The sequence below is a fragment of the Paenibacillus sp. E222 genome (assembly GCF_013401555.1).
Classification (GTDB): domain Bacteria; phylum Bacillota; class Bacilli; order Paenibacillales; family Paenibacillaceae; genus Paenibacillus.
Genome location: NZ_CP058552.1, coordinates 4,869,988 through 4,893,826, shown reverse-complemented (window position 1 = coordinate 4,893,826; position 23,839 = coordinate 4,869,988). Strand labels below are relative to the sequence as shown.

Sequence of the window (23,839 nt, the reverse complement as noted above, 5' to 3'; positions counted from 1 at the left end):
ATCAATTACACGCGAAAAGGCTCCCTGGTAATTTTCAACAATTACCGGGAGCCTTTTTGGCTAGGTTACACCATTTACTGAAGCTGACTGCCTGGGGCAGCCATTGCTTGGAGAATACGTTCTTCCAAAGAACTTGTCATAATGATCTTGAACCCCTTCACTTCCATTCCGCTTTGACCAAAGACCAACCTGAAATGTACAGTTTTTTGTAATATTGGCTGCTGGATATCAAAGGATATAGTTTTCCATTCCGTATCCTCTCCTGTCAACGTAAGGGTTAGAAGGATGTCATTATCATGAAAGATGCTCACAGGGATTTGGGCAAGTTGACTGTTCCCGGCCGCCGCGCGGCAAGTCAACTCCACTCGATAAAGTCCACGCTCCTGCAAGATAGCTCGAAGATACGTACTCTGTCCTCTTGAGGTATCAAATATCTCCCCTGGCACAATAGCCTCCTTCTCCACAGGAACCGAAATCATCTCCAGGACTACATCGCCTTCCTCTTTCCGGTATGCAGTCAATGCCTTGTCCAGTTCTGTTTCCAATCCCTGCATCCGGTTAAAGGCTGTTGTTCCCATCAAATAGCGACAAATATTCATTGCTGAGCGCTGATATTCACCGCGTGTTACCGTTCCCTTTTGCATAGCTTCTGCGGAGTTATCTCCTCTGGCGTTCTGCTCGGAGTCGCTTACTACCATGAACAAGTCATTCTGTGCCCTTATCATTGCTGCCACATTCTGGACACTGCCTTCTTCTCCTTCGTCATTTCCCATTGCCCACCAATCGGTCATTACAATCCCTCTGAAGCCCCACTCTCCCCGCAGAATTGTGGTTGTAAGATCATAGTTGCTGGCAGACCAATAGCCATTGATCGGGTTATATGAGGTCATAACCGAAATCGCATTGCCCTCTTTGACCGCCATTTCAAACCCGCGCAGATAAATCTCCCGCAGGGCCCGTTCCGAAACTACTGCCTCCACTGTGTTACGATGGGCCTCCTGGCTGTTGCACGCAAAATGTTTGATGGTGCCCGTCACATCATATGGATTCATACCTTGCAGTTGGGCAACCACCATCCGGCCTGTCAGGAACGGGTCCTCACTAAAATATTCAAAATTCCGGCCATTCAGAGGATTACGGTGGATGTTCATTCCCGGTCCAAGCAAAGTGTCTACATGGTTTTTCCGCAGTTCCAAACCTTCGTACATATACAGTTCTTTCAGCAATTCTTCGTTAAAAGTACAGCCCAGGCAGGTTCCATTGGGCATGGAAAATGCTAAATTGCCACAGTCCATTCGAATACCGCTCGGACCATCTGCTGAGCAGGCAACGGGGATTCCGAAAGCTTCCAGCCTCTTTGTAACACCGCCGAATGCACCGGCTGTGCCCGGTGTAACCTTTGGACTGCTCATGCCTTCGCCGCGCACAATACAGCATAAATCTTCATCCGAAAGTTGAGCAATATAATCCTCCATGCTGACTATGCTCGATTTCACGTCTGTCAGCTTATATCCTTTGTCACCAGTATAAGGGATTTCTTCTGGAAGAGTTTCCTCGCGGCGCGCCTTCGGTTCTATGGTCCGTAATGGAACCGGTTCATAGATCAGACTACCGTCAGGGGCACAGCGCATTCGCTCAAATGCAGCAACCGGTGCCATGGCCTCTTGTAACTGCTCCAGTACCTGAAGCTTGTCTATGGCAATGCTGCCGCAAGATTTCGCCTCCCTCACATGATCCCCCACATGGAAGATGTAGCTTCCAGCCTCCAATACCCAAGCCGATTTACAGCCCGTGATTCCTGAATCATCATAGGACGCTATTGCTTTATGGGGAATTTCAATTTCAACGGATTGTTTCCCGCCCGGAAGCAGCTCTTTGGTTTTCGCAAAGCCGGCGAGTACGCGGGCTGACTTACCCAGCTTGCCTTGCGGAGCTTGACAGTAGACCTGGATGACCTGTTTCCCTGGTCTGTTTCCGGTATTGGTGACTGTAACATTAATCTGGACACTGTCGTTCAATTGCTCTATCCGTTCTGTCCGTGTTTCAAATGTGGTGTAGGACAGGCCGAAGCCAAATGGATACAAGACACGGTCTTTGGCAAAAGTCTCAAAGTAGCGGTATCCAACATAGATATCTTCCTGGTAAAAATTGCGTTTTGATCCCCCATGATTAGCCGTGGACGGATAATCCTCAATGTCCCTTGCTATGGTGTCCGTCATTCTCCCGCTCGGACTTACCCTTCCAGTCAATACATCGAGAACACCGTTTCCACCTTCCTGTCCACCTTGCCAGACATACATCACAGCAGAAGGATTATATTTCTCCACCCACTTCATATCTATGATGTTGCCCACATTCAGCAGCACCACGGTCCGTTCAAATCCATTGCATACCATTTCCAACATAGCTTCCTCGGCTTCTGTCAGTAAATAGCTACCGGCTTCCGGCTTGTTATCCTGATCTTCCCCGGCTGTGCGGCCAAGCAAGACGATTGCCGTTTCTGACTCCTTAGCCGCTTGCATAACCAGATCAGCATCAAGCAGCATTTCTTCTTGGAACCACGGTTCCTTACCCCAACCCGCACCTTTCTCAAACGGATGCTCTTTCACCCAATCGAGATAAAACTGCTTGACCGCCTGATTGATCTCATAGCCTTCTTTACTTTCCAAAGCCTCTGCAATGCCAACAACGTATTTGGTATTGACCATCCCCCCGGAACCGGTACCGCTTTTGTAATAGTTAAACTGTGATCGGCCAAACAGCGCGACTTTTCTCCCTGGTGCAAGCGGCAAAACATTGCAGTCATTTTTAAGCAGTACAACACCTTCTGCTACGGCTTGCCGCGCTTTCACAGCGTAGCGTTGCAAGTCAAAGTTTGTCTCACTCATCTCATTCATCCTCCTATCAGAGCTTGGTCAGTTCGTTCACAATTTCAATAACACACGCTTCACCTGCCGGAAAAAGCCCGAAGTAAGCTAGTGAATCGTGGCTAGTTCCACTGATAAGTTAAAATTAAACATTTAAACCATATTTTTTCAGCTTACCTGCATAATGTTCTGCTTCCAGCCGCAGGCCATCCAGCTCAGCAGTAACGACCAGCGCAGGCGGCAGCCCGCTAAGATCATCCGCCAACATGGGTGAAAAGTATATATTACTTTGCGGCTCTTTGCCCATATAATTCTGAGCCATCAAGTGCAAGCCCCAATCTATGGTGCGATCATTCTTCTTCTTTGAATAACTGTATTTTTATCAGGCTTGTCGTGCTACTCCTTCACTGCCCCAATCACTATACCTTTCGCAAAGAATTTTTGGAGGAAGGGATAGATCAGCAAGATCGGCAAAGCTCCGATGAAGATTTGGGCAGAATTCAGGGACAATGCATTGAATTTCGCTGCGGCTTCTGCATTCTTGATATCAATATTTGGCATCGATATAGCGGCCTTCAAGAACGTACTCAGCGGGGCGTTTTCCGGCTTCATATAGATTTGACCCGCCAACCATTCATTCCATTCTCCTACCACCGTGAACAGCCCTACTGTTGCCATGACCGGCAGCGACAAGGGTAACATCACTCTCAGATACACTTTCCAGTGCCCGGCACCATCTATAAATGCTGCTTCTTCCAGCTCCTGCGGTAATGCCTTGAAAAAATTCATAATCAGGATGATATTAAATACATTGATCATCGTCGGCAGGATCAGCGCCCATATGGTGTTATACAGACCCATTTTGGTCACCACCAGATACGTCGGAATCATCCCTCCGTTGAAAAGCATGGCTACAATAAAAAATCCGACAAACCACTTGTAGCCCGCAATCCCTTTCTGCCCTCCGCCTTTGGACAGTACATAAGCTGCCATACTGGTCACCGTCAGCCCCAACGTTACACTTAACAAGGTCCGTTCCACCGAAATCCAGAGGGAACGAAGCAATTGGGTATCTTCCAGCGCCCTGCTGTAAGAGTTCAAATTCAACCCAATCGGCCAAAAGGTTACTTTATTGGCAGATACAGCTGCACTGGAACTTAAGGATACAGACAAAACATGAAGAAACGGCAGGATGCAGATCACGGCCAGCATGACCATGATGATATTGTTGATGAGTTGAAATGTACTGAATTTGGCTGTTCTACGCATAGGTCCACTCCTTAGAAAATCTTATAACCTGCAACTTTGTAGGCGAGCCGGTATCCGCCTAGAATCAGGATCAGGCCCACTACAGACTTGAACAATCCGATTGCTGTACCGAAACTGAAATTCCCGCCGATCAAACCGATACGGAACACGAAGGTATCGATGATATCGCCGCTCTCATAGACCAGCGGATTGTACAAGTTGAAGATTTGGTCAAAGCCTGCATTGAGCACACCGCCCAGGGAGATCGTCAGCATGACACAGATAGTGGGGATCAGGCTGGGAAGGGTAATATTCAACATTTGTTTCAGTTTGTTCGCTCCGTCAAGCTGAGCGGCTTCATAGAGAGCCGGATTAATGCCCACCAGGGCCGCTAGATAAATGATGGACCCGTAACCGAATTCTTTCCATGCATCCGTAAAGAGCACGATTGGCACAAACCAGTGGTTGCTGCCCAGAAAGAACACGGGCTCGTGACCCAAGGCTTTCAGCAGTTGGTTCACTAATCCATATTCCGGATTCAACAGCTGAATGAAGATACCGCCGAGCACCACCCAGGAAATGAAGTGAGGCAGAAACACAAAGGTTTGAACCGAGGTGCGCAGAAATTTGTGTTTCACCTCATTGATCAGCAGCGCAAACGCAAGGGTACTGAACATGCCAATGGCTAATTTGAGAAACGAAATTTTCAGCGTGTTCCAAATGACCTGCATGCTGTCGGGATATTCAAATAAAAACTTGAATTGGTCCAACCCGACCCAAGGAGATTTGGAAATCCCCAGAGAGGGCTTATAATCCTGAAAGGCCATTAACAGGCCGCTCATGGGTATGTAGACAAAAATTGCGGTCAGTACCACAGCGGGCAGGAGCATAAGGTATAATCCCCAGCTACCTTTTTGTCTAGTGAATTTCTTTTTTTTTGCCGGTACAGCAGGTACAGCAGTATTCATGCCCATTGTCTAAATCCTCCCACCTGATTCTTGTAATCTATTTTTTATTATAGTGATGGGCATTTCGGCTTGATATAAAGCAATGCAAATACCAATAACGCATTCTAAATATTATAATTATGGAGGCCGGCTCCAAAAAAAAGAGCGGTCTTGATGCGTGAATCCACATCAAGACCGCTGATCAATAATAGGCTATTTGACGGAATCGTACCATTCATTCACTTCTTTTGTAATGGTATCACCGCCCGAAGACTTCCATTTCTCTACAAATTGATCAAACGCATCCACCGGAGACTGTCCATAGATGATCTTCGAGAATGTCTCCATTTGCATTTTTTGCAGCAGCTCATTTCTGGACGACATGGTGGACGTTACCGGACCCATGTAATGTTCCCTTACGCGCGAGGATTCTTCATCCATGGATATAAGCATCGCATCGTACACGATTCTTTGTAATGGATTGGTGTCGTCTGCAATCCCAAGAGCTTGCATAAAGGCACGATCTTTCTCTGTGAGTTCTTCTTTCTTTGCCACTTTTAATGTTATTTCCTTCATCTTTGAGGAAACATCCGGCATGCTTCCAAAAATGTAATCGTTCGAATTAATCTTTCCACCGGGAATCTCTTTCTCATCGGTTACAATCTTTCCATCTTTGACAACATATTGGTAGCCCTCCTGAAATCCTTTGAAATATTCAAGAGGATTATCGGATTCGTAGACAGCATACATCGAGTTCATATAATGAAAGTAGGCTTGAAGCGCTTCATCCGAAATATCTTTATTGATCACGGTCCCGCCGGATATCGTAAAATAGGTATGCAAAGCTGGGCCATTGACCCCATGCGGCAGCGGATAGGGTTTGAACATCGCCGTAGGGTTGGTCGCGAGCAGCATGGAACCAGGATATTGGATGAAGAAAGAAGGCGCTGCGACAATCCCAACCTTATTAGATGTGACCGCGGTGACAATTGTATTGGGGTCATGTAACGCAATATCGCTCGCAAAATACCCTTTATCCTTCCACTCTTTCATCTTCATTAAGCCCTGCTTGACCCCCGGTAGAATTGAACCATTTTGAAGCTTGCCGTCTTCTCCTGGATACCATCTTTCCGGCATGGCCCCGTAAAGTCCAAAGATCCAGGATCCGTCTCCAAGGGTGCTGCCAGTCATCTTATCCTTCATGGCAAAATCCAGGGCAAACGTATCTTTCTGCCCATTACCGTCTGGATCCTGATTGACGAAGGCATCCATGACCGTTTCCAGCTCTTCAATTGTAGTAGGTGCTTTCAACTTGAGCTTGTCCAGCCAGTCCTGACGGATCCATAAAACGTTGTTTGATTGCCCGTAATCTGTAGAAGTTCCTGGAATCGCCATCTTTTTGCCGTCTCGAGTGACCGATAACCAGGGATCCTTCATATCGGCTAACGCACTTTTCCAAGTTGGAGAAGCGTATTTCTCGAACACTTCTTCCACTTCCATGAACTTGCCCGAATCGATGAGAAGATTGGTGTTAGCGGGACTACCCGACATTACGATATCTGGCAATTCGTCGTTCGCAGAGAGCATGAGTTTCAATTTCGTATCATACGAACCATCCGTAGCGCCGCCTGTCCATAAAGTTTTAATCTGTACGCCAAATTTGTTCTCGGCCCAGCGGGTGAATACATTGTCCGTAACGGATTCTCCTTCTCTATATTTATAGCCCGGATTTTCTCCCCTAACGGTGGTAAACGACGCTGCCGGTTCAATTTTTCCATTCACGACATTTAGTGTTTTTGTTTGCGTGTTCGCATTTTTATTTTCGCCGCTGCCCTGATTATTGGTATTACTGCAACCCAGTATCCCTGTCGTTAGCAGCGTTGCAGTAAGTGCTGTGGTCAGCACTCTCGTTTTCATATTCATGTAGAACCCCCTGATAATGTTTTTTGAATTCACTTTAATTATAAAAATTCGCATACGGTTATTAAATAACGCTTTCGCAACATCACATATCGTATTCTAAACAGGCGTGATAGAGGAATTTAAACATCAATATCGCATTCCAAAGTTATGTTCATATTCCAAGTGATACGCATTGCCATTGGAATCACAAATTCATATAATGGGGTTACCTCTTTGCAAAGGATTGTTGTCATGTTAAAGCAATATCGAACCTTTCTCAGCGCGGTAATTATTATTTTATTTTCAACGATAGTTGTCTTGATGATGTATTCTTACACCGTGGAGACTAGTTTAAGCACTGTGAAAAAGGATATTGAAACGAACAACCTGAACCGACTGCGTATCTTGGTCAATTCCTTAGATTACAATGTTGAGCAGCTTGACATGCTGTCTGTTGCTCTAAATGCGGACTCCAAAATGGGGCTGCTGAAATCTGTGGACCTGATGGATAATTACGATCAGGATCAGCTTATGCTTGATCTCTCGGACAAAATGAAACTGCAAAGCTTTACACAGGGCTGGAATGTCCAAATTGACATTTACTCAACCCTGCTGAACAAATGGGTAGGTTCATCTCAAAACCAGTCCCCCCCACCAGATGACTTGGCAGAAGGACAATGGATATTGGATAGGTCACAAAAGTTATTCTCCATGTACAGGAAATATGATCAGTTTACGGTTCGGGTAACCTTTCCTAAGGCTAATTTGGAAAATTTGCTTGACTCGGCCAAGTTAGAAAATAATGATCCCTTTTTTTATTACTCTGATTCCATCATCATAGCAAACCGTTCCTTTCATACCACTCAAGTCCAGGAACTGGTCTCCAAAATGTCACCAAAGATGCGGGATAAAAACGAAGGAACCGAGTTAATAACAACCGGTAATATAGATTATATGGTCAGTTTTTTGAAAGCGGAAACATTAGGTTGGTACATGGTGGATTATGTTCCTCTGGACAAAGCGCTCCAACCCATTGTAAGGACACAAGTCTTCTTTTACATCACCTGTGTTCTGTTATTTTTGTCCGGAATGGTAACGGTCATTTTTTTCTACAGGAAAGTACAAGTCCCCATTCTCACCTTGCTGAAAGGTGTCCGTCATCTACAAAAGGGCGACTTCTCGCACCGGATCAGTAGAACGTCTAATGCTGAGTTTACTATTCTTTATCACAATTTCAACCATATGGCACAGCAAATCGAAGACTTGATTGAAAATGTATACAAAGAAAAAATCATTTCAAGAGAAGCATTGGTTAAACAACTGCAGGCTCAAATTAACCCGCATTTTTTATATAATTGCCTGTTCTTTATCAACAATATGAACCGTATGGGAAATGACGAAGCTGTGAATGCCATGACCCAGAACCTGGCTGAATATTTCAGATATACAACGCGGATCAACGATCCACTTACCACCCTTGAAAAAGAAATTGGCGTTGTCCGTAATTATCTTAATATCCAGAGTTTGCGAATCAACCGCCTGCATACGCAAATCAATATTCCGGAATCCATGATGTCCTTGCTTGTTCCCAAGCTGCTTATTCAACCGTTGGTAGAGAACAGCGTAATTCACGGAATTGAGAAGAAGCAAAGTGCCGTGCTTATCCACATATCCGGTACTGACGTTGGAGACCGGTACTCTTTGGTTGTAGAAGACGACGGGAGTGGCATGCAGCCGGAAGAGATCCAGAGCCTGCTGCACCGTATTGAACAACCGCTGGATGAGACAATGGGCTGCGCCTTATGGAACATACGGCAACGAATGCTTATTCAGCTAGGCTCCAAAGCGAGCTTAAATATTGCTCAGAGTAAGCTAGGTGGAATTCGCATTGAGCTGATCTGGGATAACAGCAGCCAACCAGAGGAATAGTCTCCCATTGTCAAGTTGATGAAACTATATAGAGTTCCAAAGGATAAGGCAGTGATGATCTGGATTGTATCACAATCAAGTTCATCTACTGCCTTTCTATTTTGTCCGTTTGGACATGCCATCCATGTGATCAGGGAAGTTTGGTTACTTAGCTAATTCATTGCCCTTTTCGATCATAAACCTGCTCCAATTGGGCATAAGGGATCCCTTTAAATACTGTGTAAGTCGGATTTCCGCAAGGTATTCCCTCCACCAGACCTGCCAGGGTTTGAACTTTTCGAAACTTCATTATTGCAATCTTCTTTTATATCATTGACTGGGATAATCCTAATCTTCATCTGCTTACTCGCTGTGCGGTCAAGCACACAAAATAGGTTCTCATTTACCCGAGAACCTATCCGCTCATTATTTAACGAAATGACCTTAATTTTCTTAACTATATATAAGTTCAAGACTCGCATCCTAACGGTTCTATTCAATCAGAATCATTAAAGAACACAGATATTGCAAATTTTCATAGCCACAGATCTGTCATGCCTCTCGATACTTGAGAACGACCTTGATTAGATCAACCAGGTTCTTCTGCACCCGGGCCCGAGATAGATCACCGGATTTCAGTGCTGCTTCGATTGGCGTAACCAGGGTGTCATCAGGACTTCCCGGTGCCAACCAACTTACTCCGGCGGCAAGTGGGGCTGCCATCCCTTCATCACCATAGCCGTTCCAGTCTGTCATGACATAACCCGTAAAGCCAAATTCCTCCCGCAGGATGCCGCGGAGCAGCTCCTCGTCATTTGAGCAGTAGGCACCGTTTGCCGCGTTGTAGCCGGTCATCACCGTGTCCGGTTTATTTACTTCAAAAGCGGTTTCAAATGCAGCCAGATACAACTCCCTGGCAGTACGTTCACTCATAATGCTGTGGTTGGTGTTACGCATAGTCTCTGCGTTGTTGGCGAAGAAATGTTTCATGCAGCTGGAGATACCAGATTCTTCAAATCCACGGCTCTCCTGGCCAGCCATACGACCGGCGAGGAACGGATCTTCACTGAAGTACTCCGTATGCCGTCCACAGAGTGGATTACGCTGCAGGTTGAGAGCTGGAGCCAGCAGACAATGCAGATTCATGTCTTTGGCTTCCCGGGCAATGGCGGCACCCTCGGCATAAGATAGCTCCTCGTTGAAGCTGGCGCATACCGTAGTGGAGACTGGGAAGCCAATGTTGACCTCGAACATGTTGAGACCATTGTTTCCGTCGGCAAAGAAATAGTCAGGTATCTCATATTTGTCCAGGGCTTCTTCATTGAAAAGAGTTCCCGCATAGCCGTTATCCTCGATGCCCCAGCCGGTTTGGCCGCCAATACTTAAGCGGGCTAACTCGTAGTCGGTCATCTGGGCCACAAACTGTTCTACCAGCACAGGATCTTTCACCAGTTCGGGGAAACGGATCACACGTTCCACAGTATGCTCGATAGGAATATCACCATCGCCACCAACAGCGGCACGGCTATTTTTGAAAGGAAGCTTCCCCCCGCTCTCCTCCGCCGTATACACTTTGGTCATTTCGCCTTGAGGATAGGTCCCGTTAGAGTTTTTGGCGGACAGCTCCTTGATTGGGAAGGGAGGTGCTACCCTGTTCTTGACCTGGGATACTATGATCTTGTCTGCAACGTCCACTGACCAGACCAGCGTTGTCCTATTGGGGGCTCCGCCAAGAAGAAAACTTATTCTTCCCGGTTCGATGATCCACGCTGCCTCAGCTTCGCTGTAGGATTTCAGACGCTTCTCACTGACCTCTAGGCAGAGAATCTGAGCCTCGCCAGGGAGCAATTCCTTAGTCTTGGCGAAGGCCACCAAACGCTTGTCCGGTTGCTCCAGTTCCCCGCCTTCAAAGTGGGCATAAAGCATAACGACTTCCTTGCCTGCTCTGGTGCCGGTATTTGTAACTTCAATGTCCATCTGCGTACCGCAGGCATCCGTTTTGGCGGTTGACTTCAGTTTGGTATCAAAAGTCGTATAACTGAGACCATGACCGAACAGGTAGGCAGCTGGCTTTTGGAAGGTATCGAAGTAGCGGTACCCGACATACAACCCTTCTTCATACACCGTGGTGGCGTATTGAATTGGGGCTCCTACGGATTTCTTTGCGATCTGATCTTTGGTCAGGAAGTTCGGAGCACTCGGATAATCGTGGTAGTCGTAGGCCCAGGTGTTAGGCAGCTTGCCGGAGGGATTGACTGTTCCATCGAGAATTTCGGCCAAGGCGCGGCCGCCAGCCATGCCGGAAAGTCCAGTCAGCAGGACGGCGTCTACATCGTATTCCTCAATCCATTTTGTTTCAATGGGATGAGCCACATTCAAAATTGCAACCGTTTTCCCAAAGGTAGCAGTGATTTTTCGAATCAGCTCCCGTTCTTGATCGGTCAGGTAATAACCGCCCTTATCCATAGGAACATCATGGGCTTCACTGCTACCGCGGGTGATGAAAACAACAGCGGTTCCACTACGGTCCTTGGCTCGAGTAACCATATCCCCCGGTGGAAAGACATCCCTCTCTTCGGTATAGAAATCATACAGCTCCTGGTTGAGCTTCAAGGAGGAGTACTTCTCAATACCTTCCTTCACCCGGATACCGTAACGGGGATTAATTTTACCAGCACCCAGACAGCCTAGCCGGAAGACCACTGCGGCAGCGCCGAAAACGTTCACACAGCTACCGGATGACAGGGGAAGCGTATTATTGTTCTTCAACAAAACTGCGCCTTCACGGGCTGCCTGCAGCACGATGGCGTCATGCTCCGGGTATTTGACGCCGGGCTCGATCCGGGGCAGTGTCTTAAGCTTGAAGGTGAATTCCGAGATCTCTATACCATCGGTGTCATAAGCACCTGCATAACGGACTTCATGTTCCTTGTTGTATTCAAGCAGGTATTTTCGGACAATGATACCGACCAACTGCCCGAACATCGTCGTGGGCTTTTCGATCAATGGAGCTTCAGTGGCTTCGCCGTCGATATAAACCATGCCGGGTTGCTGGGGATCGATGTGCTTGGAAGACTTGATACAGAAACAGCCAGAATAGACCAAGGAGATCATAGACTCCCGGCGATCCATTTCGTCAAGATTGTAGACAGGCTTCTGGAGAAAAGACATAGCTGCCTGGTTGTCGTCATGCAGTCCAGCAAGTAATTCAAATGTTCCGTCGATTGGCATAAAATTCCCTCTTTTCTTAGTCATGGAGCATCCGGCTGTCGCCGGATCACACAGTCATTTTCTTCGCACAAGTAAGTTAATCATGTAATTTATAAGTGCATCATGACCGCTCTCCTGTGCGCTTATCTATTTAATTATAGGTCCCCCCAATTATTCGATGATATAAAGGAATTCAAACATTCGTATCGCATTTTAAGTTCTGCAACATATATATAAGCCGCTCATTACCTTGGCAAATGGTCTTAAGCATGGTTGCCTTCTTGTCGCAACGAGCGTTCATAGTCCGATGGTTTGACGCGTGACTGAGCAGATTACCGATCTCTTCAAACGTATGTCCTTCCAGACGAAGATGGACGGCCAGGTACCTTTCATAGAGTCGTTTGTCCGAAGTTTGTTTCATCACTGCATTCAACCGCTCGATTTCTTAGTATCTCATGTTCATCGAAAGAGGCATTACTTGTTTGAATACATAACTTTATTGTGAAGTTCCTGATGCGAAGCCGTGAGTAATGGATTTGCAGCATTCCCATTCACTGCACCCCACATCCACTCCAGGAGGCTGACGTTATTCTTTGCCAGTTAGGAAAACTCATGGACTAGAATAAACGTATGCTGTGTAGCCAAGAAATCCGGATCAGAACCAGCATCTGGGGTGTCTAGTAGGTAGATGCCCATACTGGGGATCTGGGTTTCATAGGCATATAGGGCTCGCAGCCAGTCCAAACGCCCAAGTAAGGCAAGCCTTCTGCACTAATTGCTCTAGGAAACGGAAGCCTGTACCATTGTCCTGTCTCAGGCTCTCACTTTAACACCGGTAACTGATGCTTTAAAAGAAGTTCTTCAATATGTCCAAACATGCACCAGCGCTCCTTTTGGGCTAATATAAAATTCTTTCTGTTTGCAGCAGATCAGCGCACATTGGAGCGCTGCTGGAGCGCTGCATCTATCTGTTCAATGGTACTTTCCGGCTGGCCGATCATTGTCATCAAATCCCTAAGCTTGATATTCTTGAAAAACGGGGTCATATTCGACCCTTTTCCCGTTTTCTGCGCTACAATCGCGTCCAGAACAACAATGACCTCGGTCAGCAGCTGCTGCACTTCAACCGGCTGCTTCCGCAAATGGGTCATGGTGCAGTCTGCAGACAACATCTCATCCCAGTCTCCGCTAACTTTACCAGAACAAGCAGGGGCACCGAGGCCGTCCGCCTGCAGTGTGCCGAACACATCTTTCAGCCATTCGATGCTGTCCTGTACCCAATGCGAGACACGATTGCAATTTTTATTAGGATTCAAGTAGCTTTCACCGGTGCTAAATCCATGCATACCATAGGCATAGATATGAGACTCAAACATAATTCCATTGTCAAGCAGCGCCTTTTCAAAGTCCACAGTATCCTGCACTGGCACGATACTGTCGTCCCGAGTGGCGAACAGGAAAAAGGGACAGGTATCTTTGTCGACATCATTAATCGGCGAAGGCATTCCCGGCTGGCACATATCTGCTGTTTCTTGTGATAGAGCGGCGTAACCGAGGATTGCTGCATTAGGCCGGTGCTTACCTTTAGTGGCTGCACAAGCGGCCAGATGTCCGCCAGCTGAAAATCCGAGAACCGCGATCTTGTCCGTCTGCACATGCCATTCATCCTCCTTGCTAAGGATCAGCTCCATAGCCTGCTCGTAATCATTGAGTGGATTGGGCCAATCCTTGTGCTCTCCCGTAGAATAACGAAGAATGAAGGCTTGAAATCCGGCCTTCATATAAGGAGCAGCGACAACCTCCGCTTCCCGGTCAGAGCAGAAGCTATATCCACCGCCAGGCAGAATCAGAATGGCTGGGCGCTTCTCCAGCTTGCCAAATTCGCCGCCTACATCTTGAATCCAAGCCGAAAACTTTACATTTCGTGTTTCATTCAAAATCAATTCATGTACTTTCATATCATTCAGACTCCCATTCCATTAATGATAGATGGCTCTGTTTGGGCTTCCGTCAGTCGGAGCGCTATATGGATAATGCGTGCAGCACAATCCTGAACTTCCTTACGTGTTAGTGTGACAGCTTTGTTCGTGCCAGCAAGGGCCGTTAGCACATCCGTGTAATCCGCCTCGCCGCCGGGCATCATCACATCGTTGCCAGCCTTAATGCTCTTTGCTGCCGTAGCGTAAGGATACTTTTTAACCCCATGTTGAACACCGCCAACGACCCAGTCCGAAATGACTATCCCGTCAAAGCCCCATTCCTCGCGTAAAACACCGTCGATAATGTCTTTACGCTCAGAGGTGTGAACCCCGTTGAGTAAATTATAGGAGGTCATTAAGGTGTGGGGCTGTGATTCTTCGATGCAGATTTTGAACCCGCGCATATAGATGTCCCGCAGAGCTCGTTCGCTGACGACACTATTAGAGCGGAAACGGTTGGTTTCCTGATTGTTAGCTACGTAGTGCTTAATTGTTACACCACAGCCGGGATGACGCTGCACACCCAGCGTAATGGCTGCAGCCACTCTGCCACTGATAAGCGGGTCTTCGGAGAAATATTCATAATTCCGGCCGCATAGCGGACTACGGTGTATGTTAAATGCCGGAGCAAGCCACAGATGCACACCAAAGCGCTCCATCTCATCACCTACGATATCACCACAGGCTCGGCAGAAATCCAGATTCCAGCTTTGAGCTAGAGCCGTACCGATAGGCAATGCGGTACAATACTGGTCGAAAATCCTGCCACTACGCTCCGCTCCGCCCGATTTTTGCAATCCGAGAGCCTGCATCACCGTATCATCCATAAAATCAAGAAGTGCCGACGGAATTGAATCTCCTACAGCGTAAACGCCTGATTCATCCACACCGTACTGACGGCTGAGCCGCAGACCGGCCGGACCATCTGACATGACAAGAGAAGGAACGCCCTTTTCTTTCAGCCGCGTGGTGGTCTCCCCAGCCGCACCTGCTACCGCAAAGGCTGCATTGCCGATGACGCTGCCGCTCTCGTTGCCGGAGCGATAATGCCCTACACAGAGCCAGGCCAATTCACTGTCTGATAGGCCTTCGACCAGATCCCGTACGGCTGAGTCGATTTCCGGCACAACAGGCTTCAACACTGCGGCAAAAGCATTTGCACTAAGATCCAATACCGGAGCATTGGCTCTTTCATCGGCTTCCCCGGCATAAGTCCATTGCTGCGCTTCCGGCTTCCAGTCGTCGAAATCCGGCGTTCCACCTGCGTGGGACAGCTGCCGTATAATTAACTCTTGGTCCATCCGAATGATGCCGCAAATACGGGTGTCCCGGCTGCTGTTTCCTACGCGCAGCAGATAATCACCCGCTTCCAGCACATCAACGGCCCGCTCTGTGTCGAATGAGGACAACTCTTCCATTGCAAAGCTCAAGGTAACCTGCTGAGACTGCGCTGCAGCCAGCTCTTTGGTCTTGGTAAAGGCCGCGAGCGTCTGGAATGGCTGGTCCAGTTTGCCTGAAGGAACCGAGACGTACAGTTGAACTACCTCCTTCCCAGAAGTAGAACCCATGTTTTTAACAGTTACGGTAACATTGACATGGCTGCCGTCCAATGAGACAACTGACTCAACAATACTGAATTGCGTATAGCCCAGACCGTAGCCAAAGGGGAAAAGCGGTGTTTTGGCTGCGCTGTCAAAATAGCGGTAGCCTACATATACGCCCTCGCGGTAGCGGGTATCGTCCTCTTGGCCGAAATCTCCTATCTGGGAATAATCACCCCAGGCAGACCAGGTGGCAGTCAGCTTGCCGGAGGGATAGCTTTGGCCGAGAAGCACATCCGCGAGCGCATCGCCGGTAACCACGCCCAACTGGGACAAAATCAGGATATTTGGCACCTCTAGCACCGGTGTCAGGTCGACCACACCGCCCACATTCAGCACCAGCATGAAGTGCTTGTAGGTTTTTGCAAGATTCAAAATATCACGAATCTCAGTCTGGGTCAGCTTCAAATCACCGTCTACAGCATTACGATCCGATCCTTCCCCTGAAATGCGCGAAAGCACGTAAATCGCCGTATCGCCCACTGCCTCAAATGGCAGTTCGTATTCCGGTTCCGGCATCACCGCGCCCATACCCAGCATGATCGCTGGAACGCCGGTGGCCTGAGCCTTGGACTTGATGCCAGCAACAAACTCCTGATGAGCCTGCTTCTGCACACAATCGTAACGATCCATCCAGTCCTTGGTGGTGATAGTAAACCCAGCATTCTCCAAGCCTTGCTCCACGGTGACATAGTACCTGGAGTTCACGTCACCTGATCCGGTACCGCCTTTGATCGTCTGGCGCGAGCCACTGCCGTACAGGGCGATCTCACCAGTATTTCTAAGTGGGAAGTCGCCGTTTGTCTTCAACAGAACCATACATTCTGATGCATGATTACGTAAGGTATCGATGTGCTCCAATTCATAGGGGTATAATTCCAATAACGTCATTCTCCTTTTATTAAAAAGTATGGTGGCGTAAAAATTATTTATGCGTCAAGAAGTTCCATACCTACATCGGAAACCGTATCATTCACGGCACTCCATAGCCAATCCCGCAGGCTGATGCCGCCTTTGACTGGACGGGAAAATTCGGGATCGTGGATCAGCGTATGCATTGTCCCCATTAATTCTGGTTGTAAATTCTCAGTCGGGTTCTCGAACAGAAAAAAATTAATGCCGGGGATCTCATTCTTCAGCGTATCAACCATCTCTTTGAGATCCTTCTGGAATTTCAGGCAGTGTTCCCTCGTAATTTCCATAGTGCCACTATCAATATAGTGTTGATACATTGCGAAAGCACTATCTCTAATGGAATTAACATATAGATACCGTACATCATCCCCCTTCTCGGCATAGAGGGCGCGCAACCAATCAAGAGTAATATTTGGACCCTGAATCTGCTTCCAAATTTTCTCATTCGACTGCCAGACATTTTGGGCTATTGTATTCCATTGGTTATAAAGAAGCAAAGCACTGTCAGGGCATACAGTTACATCACGGCAATTAGGAAAATAACTCATGACGTCTGAGGCCAGAGCCGAAGCACCGAAGGCGCCCCCGCTTGTGCCGGTAATTAGCAGTTTTGCGGGTGTTGAAAGATGCTTTACTGCTTGCTGCATAAGCCCGCTGTAATTGGTGTAGCCATGATGATGCAGCACAGCTGGAGATCCGTCCGGTGCTGTATAGTGATAATCGCCATTTCCCACATGAAAATCACCTGTAGCATAGCTGACAAAGATGCAGCTCCAGTTCCGGAAAGGATTCTCCGGCGCATCATCAAATATTCCCCGGTCAAATGCCGCATCGTTAAACGGTAATGAATGCTCGTCAAAATAAAAATTCTCACCCGGTACACTTAGTCGTGTTGGCCGCGCTGCCGTATATGCATTAAGTGATACGCCTCCACCTAAGAAGAATACAATGAGGCCTGACTCTGTTCCTTTTCTCAGATATCCCCAGTAAGGAGATCCTCCTGCACAAGTAGCTCCTGGAACCGGGACTCTATACCACTTTCCTGAATCTGGTACACCCTCTAATACTGGTAACTGATGCTCTTGCAAATACTTTTTATATGCTTCAATACTATTTTCCAACATAAGCTTCGCTCCTTTAAAGTTATTCTCCAATACAAAAAAGCGTGTTCATAATTGGCCCTAAGATAGAGTTAGTCATTTCGCTCTAACTACACTCTCCCTTTTCCTAATAACGCTCCCATCCATACAACAACTTTCCAACCATGAAATATCAATATAATTAAAGCATAACAAAAGACAATATAAATTCCTTAATGGTTGAATTAACTTCATTATAGTTCTACATATTTAAGCTTCGAAATAATGGAATCCAAACATGCATATCGCATTTGAAAGTTGCAGCCGATTTCCACTCTATAGACATTGCCAGCCGTTTCACGGATTCTTATAATGGGGTTTATCTCAACTGAAATGGGAGTCTAGCTCCAACCGAAGGAACCAAATTATTAAATTGTGTACCAGCTGCTAATCGTTTACGGCAAATGTCGTAGAGGGCTTAGATATGACTGTTTCATGGCAGGATTATGAAGTTCATTGTGCATAATCCGCTGTATCATTTGCTCTGGCCATGACGAGTTTAAATATGCCAGGAATGCAATGGCCCTCCTGGTACTGGAATATTTCGAAGGTTTTCTTATCCAATATAAGATTATAAAAGTCCCGATTCGGAAAACTGAACCGGGACTTTTTATATTACGCCTGAGGATAGTCAATTTTGTATCAAAGCTCGCCAATCGCTTTGACGATTTCGAAGGCGCAATCCTCACTCTGTGGAACGATGCCGAATGTACTGTTGCCAACACTGCTATGGGTCTGACCTTTATAACGGATAATCCGCACAGGAACATTCGCATTTGCAAGCTGGCTGCCGTAAAATTCACCTTGAAGGCGAAGTGCGTCAAATTCGCTGGTGATGATCAGAGCCGGTGGCAGGCCCGTAAAATTTTCTGCCAGCAGGGGTGACGCATACGGATCTGTTGGATCGGCATCTCCCAGATAACCAGCTATCATGATATCCATATGCGGATCATGTTGGGGGTCCTTAATCTCAGGGACGAACCTTTGTGTCTCAGGTGCAACTGTAAATTGAGACGGATCCCATGTGTAGCCAGCGGCAGCTCCATCCTTTGCTAAAAGAACTGCAGGAACCATCGGAATTTGCAATGCAATCAAGGGAAGACCTTCGTCCCGGGCCCGGAGCGCGAGTGCAGTAGTATAATTGCCTCCCGCGCTTCCGCCTCCTACAGCGATCCTATTCTTATCAACACCATATACTTCCGAATGTTCGTGAATGTGCTTCAAGGCGTTGTAGCAATCATTCAAGCCATTTGGATACTGGAACTCCGGTGACAGGGAATAATCAATATCAAATACCACTGCATCCGCTTTTTCGGCAATGTATCTCAAGAAATTATCGTTCCCTCTGGGATGGCCCGCAAACCAGCCTCCGCCATGAATATGAATGAAGCAGGGGCGCAATCCGTATTCATCACCAGGTACATTATAACGCCAGAGTCCTACCCGGTTTCCATGAAGTATCAGCTCCTCCAGTTGTACGTCGATATCGCATTCGAACCACTCCTCTTTGAAGGTAGAATCAGTAGCTGAACCTTCCATCACATTACGAAGGGCAACCAAAAATTGCTCTGGACTCATTTGGCTCATCATTGCATCCAGTGTTGCGTTTGTGTTCTCTGTAATAGCTCCATCAGCCCGGGTAAGTGCTGCCGGATTAATGGTTTCAATTACCCATGGATCCATATAACCCTCCCGTTCTTCGCCGGGAATCTTTTTGACTTGGATAGTAACTCCGTTTAACTCAACAGTTTCATATTTATCCTGCAAGTGTTTAAGATCGGATTCATCATATTTCCTCATAACTATCCTCCCTAAATAATATTATCTACTTAAAAGACTGCCAGAATATCGTGAATAGTTTTATAGGGATCATATTTCCAGGTACATTTCTCGTCAAATAACATTGTTTTCTTATCTTCCATGGTGAATTCAGGCCAATCCAGCTCATCCGTTTCCGGAGAATCAGTCCGGGCAAAAGAAGCAAAGGAGTGCGCCAAGAGCCGTGAAAGCTTCTCAGCTTCTTCATGATAAACAGCACGAAAAATCAATGGTAATTCAGCTGTATGCCACGCACAAGCCAAACCTTCCACGCCAGGTATCGGAGTATCATAGCTCGTCATATAGTGCCATACCGGCGCAGTCTTTTGCCCTGCTTTTGCAATGGCCGACTTATAGGCTCCTCCCCCTAGAAAATGACGCATGGAAACAATTTGCACTAAAATCTGCCATGGATGTTTTTGGTCGTTGCACGCATTCCGGAAGGTCTGGATTAGCGTGTCTACATTACTTTCTGACAGCCCCTTTAAGGATTGCACCTCCGCAAATTCTTGATTAAGCAGTTCGGTTCTTACATTTTCCCAAGTCATCTTCGGATTCTTTAATAAGTCCATATGCAATTCTTCCTCTGAAGCACCTACCAGAAGCGGCACCTCTGCTGAAACAGCATAGGCTTTATAGTCGCGTTCAACATTAAATGGAATATGTACCCCATCCGGTGTTGGATAAAAAGGAGTAGTGTCTTCCTGTATCAACCTTAACCCTCGAAGACTATCCGTTATCGTTTCTGCAGGTAATTCCAGAAGCTTTCTCCAGTCCTCTTTTGCAATCCCCAATTGCTCCAAAACTTTCAAGGTTTCTGCCGTTCCCTGTTCTTTTGTTTTGGCTCCGATCGGAATGGATCCGCTAATATTAATTGCTTTTGAAAACAGGCCTTTTGCATCAGGCATTGCCATCAGGTGACCGATTTTTATTCCGCCGCCGGATTCACCAATTAAAGTAACATTAGCTGGATCACCGCCGAACTTTTGAATATTGTTCTTGACCCACTGCAGAGCCATAACGAGGTCTAACTGCCCTACAATTCCAGAATTAGCGTATGCCTCATCAAACTCTCCAAGATACAGTCCTCCAAAAATATTTAATCTATGATTAACGGTCACAATCACAACGTCTTCTTCATCCACCAAAGAATCACAAATGGCTGCTATTACTGCTCCCGAGCCGGATGTATAACCACCACCATGAATATAAACCATGACCGGCCGTTTTTTCTCATCAACTCCAGGAGTTACCACGTTCAGTACTAAGCAATTCTCATCGCAATATTCTTTACTCTTGTCAAACGGAATACCTCCGGTAAAATGATTCCCATAATCCAGCAGTATTTTTCTCACTGGTTCCGGTACTCCTTCAAGTGACCCCTGCTCTTGCATTGCAATAGGACCGTATCGCGTGCAATCCCATATACCGTCCCATGGAAGAGCGGGACGGGGCTCTTTGAAGCGATATTCTCCATCGCAGTTGTCACCATAGGGAATCCCTAAAAAAACACCATTCCCATTCCGGTTAAACCCTTTGATTTTCCCGGTATTAATCTCTACAACCGGATTAGCTTCCTTAACCAGTGACCACCCTTTTTCTCCATATTTCATAGAAGCAACTCCCCCAATCCTAATCCATCACTTTGGATGAAGTTCTTATTTCCTAACATTTTATATCTTTCACTTTTTTCGTAAACCATCCTACTGCTCCCCTCATTTTCATCGGTCACAATATAATTATAGGTCCGGGTATTTAGCGGTTGATATAGAGGAATACAAACATACATATCTCGTTATTAAGTTGTCGGTACACAATTATAAAAAAAGCTGACGCCATTGTATTTCGGCGTCAGCAAAGCTAGTATCTTTGCCTGTATGATAAATTATCTCATTTAACTGAGTTGTAGCATCAAGCCAGGTACTCGGGAGCAAGTTTTGGAAAATTTCCAAAAAATCAGCTTCACTTTCCTATATTTTTCCGGATTATTCGGATCTCCCGATTCATATACCGCTTGGTTCGGATAGGTGTATACAGGCCTTTCATGTTCGTATTCGTCTAATAAAAAACCATTCAGCAAAGAACCATTTTTAAAGGCAACAGGAAGTAGCCGTTCTGGAGCAATCCCCTCTTCTACCCATGAGGAAAGTGCGGTAAGCGCGTCATGCTCTCTATCCTTGGGCGTTGCCCGGAATCTGATTCCAATGTCCTGAACGCCGGGACCATCGAAGACATGAGCAAGCCCCGGGATGATGAAATACCGAAAGAACGTTTGCGTATTCTCTAGACCGTTCTGTGCTTGGATCACCCGCTCATAGTATTGTAGGGAGTCCGTGTACGGGATAATCGGGTCGGCCGTGCCGTGCAGCATGATGATTTTTCCGCCGGCGTTCTTAAAATCCTGCAATTCTGTGCTATTTGCATTAAGAATCGGGGCCAACTGTTCGTCAACAAAATCTACATCATGATTAAAATCAAACTTCGTGAAGTCGAAGTCTTTGCCGAAAATCCAGCGGAATAGATAAAGAAAACCTTTAGCAAACTCATCCTTATTGCTTTGAGCGGAAAGTCCCAAAGGAAAGTGAGAATAGCCACAGGAATCTAAACCTTAAGAACTTCCAGTGCCAGGGTCTGGCTACCACACTTTCCTCCCGTTTCACTTTTCGCTTTCTTTCTGTAAACCGGTTCATCGATTCCATAAGATGCTTCCCGCTCTCTTACTCCCCACAAAGATATTACTGTCGTCCGTGTAGTGTACGAATCGCAGACCTCGACCGATCAGTTTTTTGTCCAATTCGTCCACCTCATCAAACCATACGTCTGACTGTCTAACAACTGATAGCTGAGTACTCTTTAAAACGTGGATTCATGCAATTTTGATCATTCTCTTTAAATTATAGACAAGACAAATTGGTCTCAGTACCTACTGATGCCAACCCTCGTGTTAAAAAGTATGTATAGCCCCAGTGACGTTTTATCGTCCCGAAAGGGTGTTCAACAATGTGTCCTCTTTGCTTATAAATATTACTTTGTTTACGCGTATTTTCGGTAATTTGTTCGATTACTTCTTCGTCACTAAGTCTGGTTACCGACCTTCCGCCTTTGGCAGAAGTACAGGACTCTTTTTGTCCACAAAAAACGAAGGCTTCGCAAGTGTAACGCCTATACTCTTTCCCATCTTGTTTTCCATTCCATTTGAAAGGTAATTCATAACCCAACGGGCAAATATATCTATCGTTTATGGAATCATATTTAATGTTCGCTTTATCAAATCCACTGGACACCTTGTTTTGCTTTCCCTTTTGCGGCTTAATTAAGAGTTCTGTGCTTTCGTCAACAACGTTAATTATTTCAAGGTAATTATAATAGCCTGTATCGGCCACATTTGTAGTTTTTTGATCACGAAAAAAACCTTTATTTTATGCGACCATATTAGATAACTGCCCTTGGTCGTTGATATCATTGACCGTATCGCAGTCCATGATTAGTTTATATTTGCTGTCCACTGCAGTTTGAACATTGAAACAAATTTCATACTTTCCGTTGTTTTTCATTGATTTGGCAGCCGGATCGGTAACACAAAGCTGGTTTTCACCTAATTACCTGCAACGCATGCATTCTCTTCTGATAGACGTTTAACTTTCCAGTGATTTCTTGCTTTTTTTGACGATTGTCCTCCTTTAAAAATTCATGCAAATATGCATCTATTTTTTTCATTGATATGCTCTAGTTTCTTACCGATAATAGTGGCATTAATGTGATGCTTTTTAGAGCAGTTTGCCTTTATTTTTGTGCCGTCAATGGCGACAAGTTGACCATCAATCAATCCGAAACCTTTTAACATTAAGTTGAACTCTCTAAACAGCTTCTTTATGGCTGATTGGTTATTTTTCATGAAATCAGATAGCGTGCCGTGGTCCGGCTGAAGTTTGCCAATTAGCCACATCAGTTCAATGTTTTTTTTCGTTTCGGTTTCCATCTTGCGAGGGGAGCGGATGCCGTTCATATAGCAGTAAAGGTAGAGCTTGAGAAGATCTTCCCGGTGATAAGGTTTTTGTCCCGCTTTGGTACCTGAATAAACCCGAAACTCCAATTCTTCTCGGACCAAACTATCGACGTAAGCATCGATGACTCGGACAGGACTTTCTTCTTCGACAAAGTCATCCAACGTATTGGGCAGTAAATAAATTTGATGTCTATCTTCACCTTCGACATAAGGCATACACGCTCATCTCCCTTGATATAGAGATTCGACAAATGTCTTTTATTTTCATGCCGAAAATGAAGATTTTTAAATAATTGTTA

The 23,839-nt window shown here is 46.2% G+C and carries 15 protein-coding genes; 1 reads left to right on the top strand and 14 read right to left on the bottom strand.

What is annotated here, in order from left to right:
* Positions 1–74: 74 nt before the first annotated feature.
* The 5 genes from HW560_RS21980 to HW560_RS21960 all read right to left on the bottom strand — a co-directional run bounded on the left by HW560_RS21980 (position 75) and on the right by HW560_RS21960 (position 6,985).
* Complete coding sequence (locus HW560_RS21980; RefSeq protein ID WP_179264732.1) at positions 75–2,888, bottom strand: glycoside hydrolase family 3 protein; 2,814 nt, start codon at positions 2,886–2,888, stop codon at positions 75–77.
* Positions 2,889–3,012: 124 nt separating this feature from the next.
* Complete coding sequence (locus HW560_RS21975) at positions 3,013–3,198, bottom strand: alpha/beta hydrolase (protein WP_257031404.1); 186 nt, start codon at positions 3,196–3,198, stop codon at positions 3,013–3,015.
* A 65-nt stretch (positions 3,199–3,263) separates the two neighbouring features.
* A complete protein-coding gene (locus HW560_RS21970) occupies positions 3,264–4,136 on the bottom strand; it encodes a carbohydrate ABC transporter permease (RefSeq protein ID WP_179264730.1) in 873 nt (290 codons plus the stop codon).
* An 11-nt stretch (positions 4,137–4,147) separates the two neighbouring features.
* Positions 4,148–5,089, bottom strand: a complete 942-nt coding sequence (locus tag HW560_RS21965) for an ABC transporter permease (RefSeq protein WP_179264729.1) — start codon at positions 5,087–5,089, stop codon at positions 4,148–4,150.
* Between the two features lie 186 nt (positions 5,090–5,275).
* Entirely contained in the window at positions 5,276–6,985 is a 1,710-nt protein-coding gene (locus HW560_RS21960) for a type 2 periplasmic-binding domain-containing protein (protein ID WP_179264728.1), read from the bottom strand.
* A 339-nt stretch (positions 6,986–7,324) separates the two neighbouring features.
* On the opposite strand from HW560_RS21960, the gene HW560_RS21955 reads away from it, so the two are divergent.
* Positions 7,325–8,893, top strand: coding sequence for a sensor histidine kinase (locus HW560_RS21955; protein WP_179264727.1), 1,569 nt, complete (start codon positions 7,325–7,327; stop codon positions 8,891–8,893).
* Positions 8,894–9,424: 531 nt separating this feature from the next.
* On the opposite strand, the gene HW560_RS21950 is transcribed toward HW560_RS21955, so the two are convergent.
* The 9 genes from HW560_RS21950 to HW560_RS21910 form a co-directional block, all read right to left on the bottom strand.
* Positions 9,425–12,103: a glycoside hydrolase family 3 protein gene (locus HW560_RS21950; protein WP_179264726.1), complete on the bottom strand. Its 2,679-nt coding sequence runs from the start codon at positions 12,101–12,103 to the stop codon at positions 9,425–9,427.
* 908 nt (positions 12,104–13,011) lie between these two features.
* Positions 13,012–14,040 carry an alpha/beta hydrolase gene (locus HW560_RS21945; protein ID WP_179264725.1) on the bottom strand — a complete coding sequence of 343 codons (1,029 nt, stop codon included), beginning with the start codon at positions 14,038–14,040 and terminating at the stop codon, positions 13,012–13,014.
* Between the two features lie 5 nt (positions 14,041–14,045).
* The gene (locus HW560_RS21940) at positions 14,046–16,544 is read right to left on the bottom strand and encodes a glycoside hydrolase family 3 protein (RefSeq protein ID WP_218834975.1); all 2,499 of its coding nucleotides are present in this window, start codon (positions 16,542–16,544) and stop codon (positions 14,046–14,048) included.
* A gap of 47 nt (positions 16,545–16,591) precedes the next feature.
* Positions 16,592–17,701, bottom strand: coding sequence for a pectin acetylesterase-family hydrolase (locus HW560_RS21935; protein ID WP_179264724.1), 1,110 nt, complete (start codon positions 17,699–17,701; stop codon positions 16,592–16,594).
* Between the two features lie 657 nt (positions 17,702–18,358).
* Positions 18,359–19,516 carry an alpha/beta hydrolase gene (locus HW560_RS21930; protein WP_179264723.1) on the bottom strand — a complete coding sequence of 386 codons (1,158 nt, stop codon included), beginning with the start codon at positions 19,514–19,516 and terminating at the stop codon, positions 18,359–18,361.
* 29 nt (positions 19,517–19,545) lie between these two features.
* A complete protein-coding gene (locus HW560_RS21925) occupies positions 19,546–21,147 on the bottom strand; it encodes a carboxylesterase/lipase family protein (protein WP_179264722.1) in 1,602 nt (533 codons plus the stop codon).
* Positions 21,148–21,428: 281 nt separating this feature from the next.
* Positions 21,429–22,109, bottom strand: coding sequence for a tannase/feruloyl esterase family alpha/beta hydrolase (locus HW560_RS21920; RefSeq protein WP_179264721.1), 681 nt, complete (start codon positions 22,107–22,109; stop codon positions 21,429–21,431).
* A gap of 319 nt (positions 22,110–22,428) precedes the next feature.
* On the bottom strand, positions 22,429–22,917 hold the full coding sequence (locus HW560_RS21915) for a transposase (protein ID WP_179264720.1): 489 nt from the start codon (positions 22,915–22,917) through the stop codon (positions 22,429–22,431).
* A gap of 305 nt (positions 22,918–23,222) precedes the next feature.
* Positions 23,223–23,756 carry a transposase gene (locus tag HW560_RS21910; RefSeq protein ID WP_179264719.1) on the bottom strand — a complete coding sequence of 178 codons (534 nt, stop codon included), beginning with the start codon at positions 23,754–23,756 and terminating at the stop codon, positions 23,223–23,225.
* Positions 23,757–23,839 lie beyond the last annotated feature (83 nt).